General features: G+C 42.9%; 14 protein-coding genes. 11 read left to right on the forward strand and 3 right to left on the reverse strand.

Features of this window, described 5'->3' with window-relative positions:
- The first annotated feature begins 169 nt into the window (after nt 1-169).
- Nucleotides 170-346, forward strand: a complete 177-nt coding sequence (locus AC1DSE_RS18310; RefSeq protein ID WP_477511873.1) for a hypothetical protein — start codon at nt 170-172, stop codon at nt 344-346.
- 312 nt (nt 347-658) lie between these two features.
- On the opposite strand, the gene lexA is transcribed toward AC1DSE_RS18310, so the two are convergent.
- Nucleotides 659-1,279, reverse strand: a complete 621-nt coding sequence (gene lexA, locus AC1DSE_RS18315; RefSeq protein WP_054024635.1) for a transcriptional repressor LexA — start codon at nt 1,277-1,279, stop codon at nt 659-661.
- Between the two features lie 158 nt (nt 1,280-1,437).
- Here lexA and yneA point away from each other — a divergent pair, with 158 nt between their 5' ends.
- The 8 genes from yneA (at nt 1,438) to AC1DSE_RS18355 (ending at nt 7,840) form a co-directional block, all read left to right on the forward strand.
- The gene (yneA, locus tag AC1DSE_RS18320; RefSeq protein WP_430058841.1) at nt 1,438-1,812 is read left to right on the forward strand and encodes a cell division suppressor protein YneA; all 375 of its coding nucleotides are present in this window, start codon (nt 1,438-1,440) and stop codon (nt 1,810-1,812) included.
- Nucleotides 1,813-1,972: 160 nt separating this feature from the next.
- Complete coding sequence (locus AC1DSE_RS18325; protein ID WP_475442493.1) at nt 1,973-2,692, forward strand: ABC transporter ATP-binding protein; 720 nt, start codon at nt 1,973-1,975, stop codon at nt 2,690-2,692.
- Complete coding sequence (locus AC1DSE_RS18330; protein WP_477511872.1) at nt 2,682-4,037, forward strand: ABC transporter permease; 1,356 nt, start codon at nt 2,682-2,684, stop codon at nt 4,035-4,037. The genes AC1DSE_RS18325 and AC1DSE_RS18330 overlap by 11 nt, the downstream gene beginning before the upstream one ends.
- Nucleotides 4,038-4,063: 26 nt before the next feature.
- Nucleotides 4,064-5,146 carry an efflux RND transporter periplasmic adaptor subunit gene (locus AC1DSE_RS18335; RefSeq protein WP_339202694.1) on the forward strand — a complete coding sequence of 361 codons (1,083 nt, stop codon included), beginning with the start codon at nt 4,064-4,066 and terminating at the stop codon, nt 5,144-5,146.
- 121 nt (nt 5,147-5,267) lie between these two features.
- The gene (locus AC1DSE_RS18340) at nt 5,268-5,459 is read left to right on the forward strand and encodes a DUF896 domain-containing protein (RefSeq protein WP_076265812.1); all 192 of its coding nucleotides are present in this window, start codon (nt 5,268-5,270) and stop codon (nt 5,457-5,459) included.
- Nucleotides 5,460-5,504: 45 nt separating this feature from the next.
- A complete protein-coding gene (locus AC1DSE_RS18345; RefSeq protein WP_441963228.1) occupies nt 5,505-6,494 on the forward strand; it encodes an aldo/keto reductase in 990 nt (329 codons plus the stop codon).
- Nucleotides 6,495-6,520: 26 nt separating this feature from the next.
- On the forward strand, nt 6,521-7,027 hold the full coding sequence (locus AC1DSE_RS18350) for a hypothetical protein (protein ID WP_076265814.1): 507 nt from the start codon (nt 6,521-6,523) through the stop codon (nt 7,025-7,027).
- A 24-nt stretch (nt 7,028-7,051) separates the two neighbouring features.
- Nucleotides 7,052-7,840, forward strand: coding sequence for an HAD family hydrolase (locus AC1DSE_RS18355; protein ID WP_430058852.1), 789 nt, complete (start codon nt 7,052-7,054; stop codon nt 7,838-7,840).
- 73 nt (nt 7,841-7,913) lie between these two features.
- On the opposite strand, the gene AC1DSE_RS18360 is transcribed toward AC1DSE_RS18355, so the two are convergent.
- Nucleotides 7,914-8,462: a 1,2-dihydroxy-3-keto-5-methylthiopentene dioxygenase gene (locus tag AC1DSE_RS18360; protein ID WP_477511870.1), complete on the reverse strand. Its 549-nt coding sequence runs from the start codon at nt 8,460-8,462 to the stop codon at nt 7,914-7,916.
- 166 nt (nt 8,463-8,628) lie between these two features.
- On the opposite strand from AC1DSE_RS18360, the gene metH reads away from it, so the two are divergent.
- Both metH and rnz read left to right on the forward strand, forming a co-directional pair.
- On the forward strand, nt 8,629-12,045 hold the full coding sequence (metH, locus tag AC1DSE_RS18365) for a methionine synthase (RefSeq protein ID WP_477528000.1): 3,417 nt from the start codon (nt 8,629-8,631) through the stop codon (nt 12,043-12,045).
- Nucleotides 12,046-12,155: 110 nt separating this feature from the next.
- Nucleotides 12,156-13,097, forward strand: coding sequence for a ribonuclease Z (rnz, locus tag AC1DSE_RS18370; RefSeq protein ID WP_477511869.1), 942 nt, complete (start codon nt 12,156-12,158; stop codon nt 13,095-13,097).
- A 38-nt stretch (nt 13,098-13,135) separates the two neighbouring features.
- On the opposite strand, the gene AC1DSE_RS18375 is transcribed toward rnz, so the two are convergent.
- Nucleotides 13,136-13,648: SdpI family protein (locus AC1DSE_RS18375; protein WP_477527999.1), on the reverse strand; the 513-nt coding region annotated here is incomplete at its 5' end.

The raw sequence follows: 13,648 nt of genomic DNA on the forward strand, positions 1-13,648 counted from the left end.
CGTAACCGGACATTTTTCAATGCACCTCCTTACGAGTTGAATACACAGTATGTTATGCGTGATAAATTCATAGTGATTGGGTGTTTGTCATTTGCTGATTAATTGATGCAGGCATTGCGTTTTTAAGTTAAAGAAGCAGGTTTGTATAAATAATTAGCCTCAGCTTTATATGTACGACTTTACAGAGTATACGGATGCTGCTGTAAATTCATTAGAATTATATACACAATTGTCCGATTGGGAAAATTATTGGCAGGAGACCGATGCTTATTTTCCTTATATCATTACTGTGAACGACGAGATCGCTGGTTTTGCATTAACCAAAAAAGTAACTGAATATGACTGACACTATAATTTACTTGCACATTTTTTTATTATGCGAAAATATAGAAGATCTGGTGTTGGTAAACAAGCAGCTAAGCTAGTTGTACAAAAGCATAAAGGAGAGCGGGAGCTGTATCAGCTTGAACGTAATGTTCCCGCACAACAATTTTGGACCCATGTCATTGGAGAGCTCACAAATCAGAATTTTGTTGAAAGACTTGAGAATGGCAGACGTTACCAAACCTTTAAGCAAGAAAGTTAATGTAATAGCCAAAGAAAAGGCTGAATCAACGTCGTTGATTCAGCCTTTTCTTTATGTACATATTAATTGGTATTAATGAATATCACGGAAAAGTCCAATGACTTTACCTAGAATCGTTACATTTTGAAGTAATATAGGCTGCATTGTGGAATTTTCCGGCTGCAAACGAATATGATTTTTCTCTTTGTAAAATGTTTTGACTGTTGCTTCGTCGTCCTCAGTCATTGCAACTACGATCTCACCATTGTTTGCCGTTTGCTGTTGACGAACGATAACATAATCTCCGTCATGAATACCTGCTTCAATCATACTCTCGCCCATGACATTCAATATAAAAACACTGCTGTCACCAACAAAATGGGAAGGAAGCGGGAAATATTCTTCAATATTTTCTGTAGCAGTAATCGGCACACCAGCGGTAACTTTACCAACAATAGGTACTCTAGCTACGGAAAGCGGGATAATGCCATCAGAGCCTTCTTGATCCAAAATTTCAATAGCACGCGGTTTAGTAGGATCTCGGCGTATTAAACCTTTTTTCTCTAGACGGTCCAAATGACCGTGAACGGTTGAACTGGACAACAATCCAACAGCTTCGCCGATTTCTCGAACGGAGGGTGGATAGCCTTTCTCCCGAACTTCATTCTTAATAAATTCAAGAATTGAATGTTGTCGGTTAGAAATCTTCGACACTGCAATCACTCCATTAGTAGGTTTGCAAAAAATTATAACATAGAACTCGAGTTCGTACAAACATAAGTTCTTAAGTACAGAGGTTCGTATTTTTTCGTTGACACCAAACGTTTGTTCGTGTAATCTAAAAACAGAACAAACGTTTGGGGTGTTGATAAATGATAACTAGTCCAAGTTTTTATAGAACCATTCATAAACAAGATACGAACAAAGCAACAAAGGTCAACCGCTTGATTAGGCATTTCATAAAGCGTCATACTGTTAAGCTCGTCGTTTGCACTGCTGTGTTTTTCTTATTGTTTACGAGCTTCCTACTTATGGGGACATACGCTTCGAGTAATACTCCCGAAGCCGCTTCCGCGGAAGAACAAATTATTAGGGTGCAATCAGGTGATACACTCTGGAATATTGCAAAACAAGTTTCAGATGGCAGCCATGATATCAGATATATCGTATATTTGATTAAAGATCGGAATGATCTGCAATCAACAGTTATAAAGCCAGGACAGAAGTTAATTATTCCTAGCATTTAGCTTGATTTTCCATTACAATTCAATAGTTCATACAAAAAATTACTTTCTATTTAAAGTAGATGCAGGCCAATATACTTMTTTAGAAAGTTTTTTTATGTTTACTGCAGGGTTAACCCTTGGTTTTGYCGTCTATTAAAGGGGACTGAAAGGAGATGCTATTTTGTTACGAGTTGAAGAGTTATCCCACTCATTTATGAATGGGCATGAAACGACCGCTGTACTGCAGAAAATAAGCTTTCACGTACATAAGGGAGAAATGATTGCGTTGTTAGGGAGCTCCGGTTCCGGTAAATCTACTTTACTGAACTTAATGGCTGGCTTAATGAAGCCTACAGAAGGCCAAATCTTTATTGCGGACCATAATATTGTAACGATGAATGAAAACCGCTTGGCAGAGTTTAGACGGAAGCATATCGGATTTATTTTTCAAGCGTATGAGTTGATAGCCAACTTGACGGTTAGGGAAAATGTGGAGCTTCCGCTTGTATTTCAATCGATGCATCCTTCAATACGGAAGAAAAAAGCTCTTTCGTTATTAGAGCAGGTAGGAATTCCTGATAAAGCAGAGTTATTCCCATCTCAGCTCTCGGGAGGACAACAACAGCGTGTCAGTATTGCAAGATCATTGATAACAGAGCCATCGGTTATTTTTGCGGACGAGCCTACCGGTAATTTGGATACCAAAACAGAGGAAGAAATTATTATGATTTTGAAGCAGTTGAATAAAACGATGGATACTACCTTTATTATCGTAACCCATGAACGTGAGGTAGCAGCACAAACGGAAAAAATTATCACGCTGCGAGATGGTTATCTCGTAACGGATCAGGAAGCCGCACGAGAAAGTATGCTTGCGGGGGGAATTCAAATTGAGAATTAGTGATATTTCAAGATTATCATGGGATCAGGTAAGGCGTAGAAAGGTTGTAACGGCATTATGCGCTGCGGGTATTTCTATTGGATGCGCAGCAATAATAATCGCACTCAGTATCGGTGAATCTGCTCAAGTTTACATTGAGAAACAAATGAATAGTTACTTGAAGATGGATGAAATAACGGTCACAGCCAGTACAGGAGCATACGCTGGCGGCGGAGCATCCACAGCTGATGAAGATTCTTTGCAGAAAGGCAAGTTAACCAAGCAAAAGCTTGACATCATGAGACAAATCGAACATGTCAAAGCGGCATCACCATATCAACAGCTCAACTATATGGAGACGATGACGTTAGATGGGCTTACTTCACAAATTCAAACCGAAATTATAGGTACAGATATTGAGATGCTTTCCGCTTTTGGAAATGACATCAATCAAGGAGAAGCAACGAATGTATTAGGTACCATCGTTCTTAACTATGGAGCGACAATGGGATTTATTGATGAAGAGTCGAAACGTAAAATTCGAGAGCAAATTGATGCTAATCCCTATGATGAAACGGTTTATCAGCAATTTGAGAAGTTAAATCGTGTACCAGGGGCCTTATATCAAAAGCAAATACAGCTTCGTTCCTATTCACCTGATGGCCAAGTCGTGTTGAGCGGACCTCTTCGGGTAATAGGTGTGCTCAAGAAGCCAGCAGGAGTCAGTGATGAGCAGTCGATGTATGACAAAAAAGGTTATGTCTCATTAGAGACAGCGGAGCTCTTGAAGAAAGAGCTGAAGTTAGGGAGTGATGAGCAGGAAGCTTATAACTCTATTATTGTAAAAGTAGATAACCAAGCAAAGATTGAACAAGTAGAGAAGCAGCTGCAGAAACTAGTCGTTACGACGCGAACAAATCTACAGCAGAAGGAACAGCTCGCAAATGAATTTAAAATCATTAAAGCTGCGGCACTTGGTATTGGTGTGTTTATTCTGATCATAGCCTCGATATCGATCGTAGTAGCGATGACGATGTCTACCTATCAGAGACGTAAACAAATTGGGATAATGAAGGTGCTTGGTGCGAATTTGGCTCAAATCCGCAACATGTTCATCATTGAGGCAGCGCTGCTTGGATTGCTTGGTGGATTGTTAGGTGTACTTTTCTCCTATTGGATTGTATGGGGTATAAACGCTCTCATATATAACTTATCCGGCGAGACGGACTCTGTCATTATTTTTATTCCATTTATAACGATTCCAATAGGCATGGCTTTTGCTCTTGCTACAGGTATACTATCGGGTATTTATCCAGCAATAAGCGCTTCACGTACGGATGCTTTAACAGCGATTAGGCGCGATTAATTTATGGTTGAAGAAGGAGCTTACATATGAAAAGAAAAATAAAGTGGGGAATAATCGGTATTATTATTATTGGGATAAGTTTTGGACTATACAAAATAGGCAATCCTCCTAGGCAAACAGAATTCGTTTCTGATTCTCAGCCAATAACATTCCAAGTGACGAACGAAACGATTGCCAACACGGTTGAAGTAAAGGGAAAATCATTGTATGAGCAGGAAACACTCATCTATGCACCTTATGGCTCCGAGGTTAAACAGTGGGCGGTAGAAGACGGGCAGCAGGTGAAAAAGGGTGATATATTGTTTAACCTGGATCAGACGGCCGTGCAAAACGATATTTTGCAAATGGAGGCAGTTCTGCGAAAGGGTAAGCTTGAGGCTGAGTTAAACGATTACCTCAATCAATTGAATGACGAATCAGCGGCGATGGAGTCAACGGAAGAAGCACGAAAAAAAGTGCTCGTTGAAAGAGAAATCGCACGGTTATCCAAGGATGTTAATGAAGTAACAGCGAGCATTCAAGCCAAGGAGCTGCAGCAAAAGAAAAAAATGCTTAATGAATCCAGCTTTCGTTCACCAGCAACGGGAATCTTTTTATTCGATAATCCTAACAAACGGCCACAGGCATTGACCGTTAATGAGTATGTCGGCAAAGTCGTTGACTTGAACAAATTGCAATTTATCGCCTTAGTTGGCGAACAGGATGTGTTTCGAATTAAAGCGGGCATGCCAGTCAAGGTGAAGATGAATGCGATGAAAGAGCTGAACCTTTCAGGCAAAGTGCTTAAAGTTTCTAAATTCGCAAAAACCGGAACGGATCAAAATAATTTAAATCAAGCCGCACAATTTGAAGTCGTAATCGTGCTTGAGCCTAACGAGTATTTGATTGCCGGCCTTAGCCTCAGCGGTGCTATTGAAACTGAACGCAAAGAAAATGCAATTTCAGTGCCATCGATTGCGATTATTCGCGAGAAAGATAAACATTTCGTGATGCTCGATACAGGCAACGGTCAATATGAGCGTAAAGAAATAAAGATTGGCCTCGAAACGCCAGAACAAACAGAAGTGCTTGAAGGATTGAAGCCAGGCGATCAAGTTGTTTTGCAATAACGAATGCTGCTGTCTGTCGTTACTTTATTCGAGATGAGCTCTGTTGCCTTGACAACTGATTGGTGGAAATGTAAAAGTAGAGAGTAGAGTTTTTTTCATCATGAGAGGAGTAGAGCATGTAATGGAATTCGATAAAATTATAGAACGTATTAACGAGCTGGCTCGTAAAAATAAATCGGAAGGTTTATCCGATGAGGAAACGGTTGAGAGAGAAGAGCTTCGCAAGCAATACTTGACTGTTTTCAAAAGCAATTTCCGTCAACAGCTTGATAAGATCGAAATCGTTGATGACAAAGATAATGTTAAGCACTAATGAATGTATTGTGTAATCATTTAATATCCAAGATGGGGTGATTAGATGAATTTCAAACTATTAGGCAAAAGTGGACTAGCTGTTTCTGAGCTTTGTTTAGGCACCATGACATTCGGCAATACGACAAGTGAGGAAGATTCGATCGAGATGATCGATCGTTTTGTTGATCGTGGAGGCAATTTTCTCGATACGGCCGACGTTTATGTGAGCGGTCGTTCCGAGGAAATCGTCGGCAAAGCGATTAAAAACAAACGATCTGACATCGTTCTTGCTACAAAAGTGCGTATGACAACATCCAGCAATATTAACGGTGTAGGCTTATCTCGCAAACATATTATGGACGGTGTAGAAGCTAGTCTTAAGCGGCTTCAGACTGATTATATCGATCTGTATCAAGTGCATGTATGGGATCATGCGACTCCAATAGAGGAAACGCTGCGCACACTGGATGACCTCGTTACTTCTGGTAAAGTTCGTTACATAGGATGTTCCAATTTTTTTGCTTGGCAGCTGATGAAATCACTAGCGTATAGCGATGCTAGCAGATATGTGCGTTTTGTATCGATTCAGCCTCAATACAGCTTAGTGAGCAGGCAGATGGATCGTGAAATGCTGTCGCTTTGTTTAGAAGAGAAAGTCGGAATTATTCCTTGGGCCCCGATTGGCGGCGGTTTTCTAACGGGACGCTATACAAGGGAAGAGCCAAAGGAAGGACGTCTAACTTCCAAAGTAGGCGAGAGCGCGTGGAATCTGCGGTCTAATGATAAAAACTTTGAAATTCTCGACGCATTGCTGGAAGCAGCGAAAGAGCTGGATAAATCACCTGCACAGGTAGCTTTAAGATGGCTCATTCAGCGAGAAGGCATTACTTCACCGATTTTTGGTGCCAGCAAGCTGGAGCAATTTGAAGATAATATTGGCGCCATCGGCTGGGAAATGCCAAGCGAGGTTTGGAACCGTTTGGAGCAAATAAGTGCGCTTCCGGAAGATTATCCTAATCGTTTTATTGAAAAGTTTCGCAGACCGTTTGAATAAGGTATTTAATTAGGAGGAGAATTTGTTTGTCACGTTCCTGGGAGCGCAAAGTGCGCAAAAATATGGATGTCGTAAATAAGCAGCGCAAGAAGCAAGGAAATGGTCAAATCGTTTTTAATGCAGAGAAATCAGAAAAAATCGTAGGACGCAACTTTATTGCGCCTATACTTTTGATTTTGTTTATCGGCATGTATGTCATTTTGATGTCCAGCTCCTCTACATTTAAAATGGATACGATGTTTTGGATTACGGTAGGATGCTACATTTTGCTTGCGGCTTTGTTCTTTTTCCGCAGACCGTATATTACGATCGGCAAAGACTACATTCAATCACGTCGTCTAACGGGAGACAAGCGTATTCCAGCAGCCTCGATCAAAGGCTTCAGCGTGCAAAAAGGTTATGTGGTCGTGGAGATGCAAAAAGGCGGAAACTGGGTGTTCTCAAAATTGACGAACCGTTTTCCAACCGATGAAATTGGCGAGAAGCTGAAATTATTTGCAAATGCTAATGGAATCGCTTTTCAGCAAAAATAAATAGGCAGGAGAGTTCGAACAACGATGGCTAAACAAGCAGTATTATTTGATCTGGATGACACATTGCTGTGGGATGACCGCAGCGTTAAGGAAGCTTTTGAAGCTACATGCCAAGCGGCAGCAGCAGAATGCGGGGTTGATCCGAGCGAGCTTGAAGAATCCGTTCGCCGTGAGGCAAGAGCTCTCTACGAATCCTATGAAACGTTCTCGTTCACCAAGATGATCGGGATCAATCCTTTCGAAGGACTCTGGGCACCGTTTCTTGAAGGTGAACAGGAGGAATTCCGCAAGCTTGAGTCACTTGCTCCGGGTTATCGGAAAGCAGCTTGGACACAAGGCTTGAAAGCACTTGGTGTTGATAACGAGGAGCTAGGTGCGAAGCTGGCTGAGCAATTCCCGGCTGAGCGCCGCTTGCGTCCTATCGTATATGAAGAAACATTCCGCGTTCTAGATGCACTCAAAGGAAAATACAAGCTGCTTTTGCTTACGAACGGCTCGCCTGATTTGCAGCGTGAGAAGCTTGCTGGCGTACCGGAACTTGTGCCATACTTCGATCATATTATAATCTCGGGTGAATTTGGTGAAGGAAAGCCGGCAGCATCGATATTCAAGCATGCGCTTGAGCGTCTTGGCGTAGAGACGGATCATGGGATCATGGTTGGAGATAAGCTGACAACGGATATTCTTGGCGCAAATACGATTGGTATGACATCAGTTTGGATTAACCGTCACGGTGTTGTTCGCAATGACGAGATTGTCCCATCACATGAAATTAAACATTTGGAAGAGCTTCTTCCTTTGCTTGAAGTGTAAACTTGCAACAAAAAAGCCCCTCGCGGACAGCATGTGCTGCTGAAGAGGGGCTTGCATTATTTTTGGTTTAATATTAGGCCTGATTAGCAGCGAACTTGTCGTCAGCAAACGGATGAGCGATCCAGCCCTCTGTTTCAATGAAGAGACGAACGGCAACGATTTGACGATTATCCATTAGCGTGAAGAAATGCGGTTTGTATTCCGGTACGGAAATGACATCGCCAGCTTCAAGCTCAACGTCGAAATAACCAACATCATCAGTACCTTTTATAATAAAGATGCCGCGTCCTGCTGTAATCGCACGAACTTCATCTTCTGTATGCGTGTGTACATTTTCAAACTTTTTGAGCAGTTCGTCTAAGTTAGGCGTAGCATCGGACAATGCGATAATATCCCAAGTTTGATATCCACGACGCTTTGCCAAATCTTTAATTTCTTCGTCATATGTCGCTAAAATTTGCTGCTTCTCTTCATCGGAGAGAACGAATTTTTGCTGTAAATCTTCTGCTAGCTTGCTTGGATTCCAATGCTCGTAAAGCACCTCTTGCTGTTCTAGAAATGCACGAACAGCTTCTTCCCCTTGAATCCGTTCTTCAGTATTGCGAATTCTAATTTCAGCCATGAACATTCCCTCTTTTCCTATAGAGATTAAATGATATAATGATTATAAAACAAATCAAATGGATTGTCGATGGATTACCTTTTCACCACACAGGTATTCTGATAAACTATGTGTTAATGATTTTTGGGAAGGGTGTAGTATTTTGTCAAAACCGACCATACAACAAATGCTTCAGGAGCGCATACTTATTTTGGACGGCGCAATGGGCACGATGATTCAACAAGCTGGATTAACTGAAGATGATTTTGGTGGAGCGGAGCTGGACGGTTGTAATGAAATACTCGTTCTGACACGTCCTGACGTTATACAGTCTATTCATGAGCAGTACCTAGAGGCTGGCGCAGATATTTTGGAAACCAATACATTTGGTGCGACAAGCGTTGTACTCGATGATTATGATATTCCTGAAAAAGCGAGAGAGATCAATCTAGCAGCTGCAAAGTTAGCGCGCGATGCATGTGATAAGTACAGCACGCCAGACAAGCCGCGTTACGTTGCAGGCGCGCTTGGACCAACGACCAAAACTTTATCCGTAACCGGAGGGGTAACTTTCGATGAGCTCGTCGAGAGCTATTATGAGCAAGCGCTTGCTTTAATCGAAGCTGATGTGGATGCATTATTGCTTGAAACCTCACAGGATACGCTTAATGTAAAAGCAGGCAGCATCGGTATTCGCAACGCCTTTGACAAACTTGGCAAAGAGCTGCCGATTATGATTTCAGGTACGATTGAGCCGATGGGAACGACGCTCGCTGGTCAAACCATCGAATCGTTCTACATTTCGTTAGAGCATTTGAAGCCGATCTCCATCGGGCTCAACTGTGCGACAGGCCCTGAGTTTATGCGTGATCACCTGCGGACACTGAGTGAAATCGCAAACGCTGCAATTAGCTGCTATCCAAATGCAGGCTTGCCGGATGAGAACGGGCATTATCACGAATCTCCAGAGTCGCTGGCTAAGAAGATGTCAGCATTCGCTGAACAGGGCTGGTTGAATATTGCCGGCGGCTGCTGCGGTACAACTCCTGACCATATACGAGTGATGGCTGAAACCATGGCGAAGTATGCTCCGCGCACGAAGATGGGCGAGCATCCAGATGCGGTTTCAGGTATTGAGACGGTATTTATTGAACCGGAAAATCGCCCGATTATGATCGGGGAACGAACAAACATATCCGGTTCGCGGAAGTTCAAACGTCTGCTTAAGGAAGAGAAGTTTGATGAGGCTTCTGAAATTGCACGTGCACAGGTGAAGGGCGGCGCCCATGTCATCGACATCAACTTGCAGGATACCGATATTGATGAAGCGTATGCGGTACATCAATTTTTGCCGCAAGTCGTAAAGAAAATAAAGGCACCGCTTATGCTGGATTCGACTTATGATCATATCATTGAGCTGGGTCTGAAATATTCGCAAGGTAAAGCGATTATTAACTCCATTAACTTGGAGGATGGAGAATCCAAGTTTGAGAAGATTTTGCCATTAATCCATCGTTATGGAGCAGCAGTTGTTATGATTCTAATCGATGAACGCGGTCAAGCGGTAACGCGTGAAGCGAAGATGGAAGTTGCGGAACGTTCCTACAATCTTCTAACTCAGAAATACAAGATGAATCCGGAAGATATTATTTTTGATCCAAATATGTTCCCAGTTGGTTCAGGTGATCCGCAATATATCGGTTCAGCTGTTGAGACGCTGGAAGGAATTCGGATGATCAAGGAGAAGTTCCCGCGTGCCAAAACGATCTTGGGTCTGAGCAACATTTCYTTCGGTTTGCCAGATGCGGGTAGGGAAGTACTCAACTCGGTGTACTTGTACCATGCGACAAAAGCAGGGCTAGATTATGCCATTGTTAATACAGAGAAGCTGGAGCGTTATGCTTCGATCCCTGATGAAGAGCGTCAACTGGCTGAAGAGCTAATTTACAACACGACGGACGAGTCGCTTGCTGCGTTCGTTGCCGCATTCCGTGACAAGAAGGTTGAGAAGAAAGAAAAGATTTCGAATCTATCGCTTGAGGAACGTTTAGGCTCCTACGTAGTCGAAGGTACAAAAGAGGGGCTTATCCCGGATCTGGATGAAGCGTTGAAGAAATATACAGCGATGGAAGTCATCAACGGGCCGCTAATGCGCGGTATGGAGGAAGTTGGCCGTTTGTTCAATGGCAATGAGCTCATCGTTGCAGAGGTGCTTCAAAGCGCTGAGGTGATGAAAGCTTCGGTAACTTACCTTGAATCATTTATGGAAAAAAATGAATCCTCCGTCAAAGGTAAAATTATTTTGGCTACCGTCAAAGGCGATGTTCATGACATCGGAAAAAACTTAGTCGAAATTATTTTATCAAACAACGGTTACAAAATAATAAATCTAGGCATTAAGGTGCCGCCTGAGCAATTAATTGAAGCTTATCGCAATGAGAAGGCTGATGCTATCGGTTTGTCTGGCTTGCTCGTTAAATCCGCACAGCAAATGGTTATTACGGCACAGGATTTGCGTACAGCCGGCATTGATGCACCGATTCTTGTTGGCGGCGCGGCGCTAACACGGAAATTTACGAAAACGAGAATTGGTCCAGAATATGATGGACTTGTTCTATACGCAAAGGATGCAATGGACGGTCTTGATATCGCCAACAAGCTGATGGACCCTGAGCATCGATCACGGCTTGAAGATGAAATGGCCGCTTTTAAAGCATCTGGCGGAGTATACGAAGAAGAGAAGAAACCTTTGCCACAATTGACGCGGGCTGTTCGTTCCAAAATTTCACCGGATGCGCCTGTATTTACGCCACCGGATTTGGATCGGCATATTCTGCGTGATGTACCGCTTCCTCATGTCATACCTTATGTCAACATGCAGATGCTGCTTGGTCATCACCTCGGACTAAAAGGCAATGTTGATCAATTATTGAAGGATGGCAATGAAAAAGCAGTGCAGCTTAAAGCAACCGTTGATGAAATATTGCAAAAAGGAACAACCGATGGCATTATAAAAACCCACGGTATGTACCGTTTCTTCCCAGCGCAGTMCTCAGGCAATGATATAATTATTTACAACCCAGTGGACCCGCGTCAGGAAATTAAGCGGTTTACGTTCCCTCGTCAACAGGTGGAGCCTTACCTATGCTTATCTGACTTCTTGAAATCAGTGGATAGCGGCGTTATGGATTATGTTGGTTTCCTAGTCGTAACCGCTGGACACGGCATTCGTGAAATTGCGAATGAATGGAAGGATAACGGCGATTATTTGCGCTCGCATGCACTTCAGTCCGTAGCTCTTGAGGTTGCAGAAGGAATGGCAGAGCGTGTCCACCATATTATGCGTGATATCTGTGGTTATCCAGATCCTGCGGAGATGACGATGAAGCAGCGTCATGGCGCTCGTTATCAAGGCATTCGTGTATCGTTCGGATACCCAGCATGTCCAAACCTTGAGGATCAGGAGCCATTGTTCGATTTGATGAGACCCCAAGATATTGGCGTCGAATTGACTGAAGGCTGCATGATGGAGCCAGAGGCATCCGTATCTGCAATGGTATTTGCTCATCCAGAAGCACAATATTTCAATGTTGAGAAACTATAGCGTATAATAACAAAGAGCCCTTGAGCGTTCGTAATGACGAGCTTAAGAGGGCTCTTCGTTTCAATTCCAGAAGTCGAAGCCGCAGGGCTAAGAGTGGGGTGGATAATAATATGAATATGTGGTTTTTGGGTACGGGCGCAGGAAGACCTTCGAAGTATCGCAATGTAACAGCCGTGGCGCTACAGCTTCCTGAGCCAACGTGCAGTTTACTGTTATTCGATGCTGGAGAGGCAACGCAGCATCAGCTTATGAGAACATCGCTTAAACTGAATAAGATTGAATACATATTTATTACACATCTGCACGGTGATCACATTTATGGGCTGCCTGGCTTGCTCAGCAGTCGCTCTTTCGATGGCGGAATCACACCTGTACAGCTTTTTGGTCCTGTTGGGATTAGGAGCTATATTGAGACAACCTTTGCGATTAGTGCTACGCAGCTCGATTATGAGCTCATTATCCATGAATTAACGGGAAATGAAGGTGTTGTTTTTGACGATAATCGATTTAAGGTTGAGGTAGCGCCGCTTGAGCATCGAGTGACTTGCTTCGGCTATCGCGTAACTGAACAAGATCAGCCCGGCAAGCTGCTCGTCCACAAGCTGAAGGAGTACGGGATTGAAGCAGGTCCGCTTTACGGGGCGTTAAAAAGAGGGCAGTCGGTTACATCTCCCAGCGGATTGCTCATTCACACTGAGGATGTTACCGGCCCTACTTATATCGGGAGAGTAATCACAGTGCTCGGAGATACGAAACCATGTGATAATGCTATAACCTTAGCGAAAGATGCTGATCTGCTCGTTCACGAAGCGACCTTCGCTGCGGGCATGGAAGAGAAAGCACATGAGTTTGGACATTGTACGACGGCGGAGGCGGCAGAAACAGCTGTTAAAGCAAACGCCAAGCGGCTGGTGATGACCCATTTTAGCGGACGCTATAGCAATGAGGATCTTGTACAGCTTGAAGAAGAGGCTGGCGTACACTTCTCACCTGTCATAGCAGCAACAGATTTTCTACATATCGAAATAAAACGTGCGACTCATATAGAATAAAAAAAGCAAAAACGTGAGGATTTCCTCGCGTTTTTGCTTTATTTGTTATCTTTGCCAAAGTGAAAGGATAGAAATACTGAAGCTAATACGATGATGACAACAATACCGAAAAAAATAAACATTTGGTAAGGGTTTGGAATAAAAGACGAGACAATCATCAGCAATCCGCCAACCACATAAAATTTGGATGCTGCTCGATGTGTTTTGTTCCAAACGTCTTCACTGCCAAGCGTATTAACGGTTTTTATTCCAATATAGCTGTTTGGTTGAAAATGCGGCATATACAAGCCTGCCACTGTGAAAATAATACCAATGATCGTGATGATGACTTTGGTGATATCAATAATGAGTCCGTAACCAGATGCAATGGTAACACCGTGAAGCACGAGCAAGCTGATCAAGACAACATTTTGAACCGTGTGAAGATTAGGCTTTTGATTTTGGGAAGCATGTTTTTTTGGCAGGATGACAATTAGGATGACCATAAATGCTGGTAAAAGCAGCAAGGTAAATGCTTTATGCGCCAATCCATCGAATTCAATATTCATATC

The sequence above is a fragment of the Paenibacillus sp. 01L418 genome, from assembly GCF_056400045.1.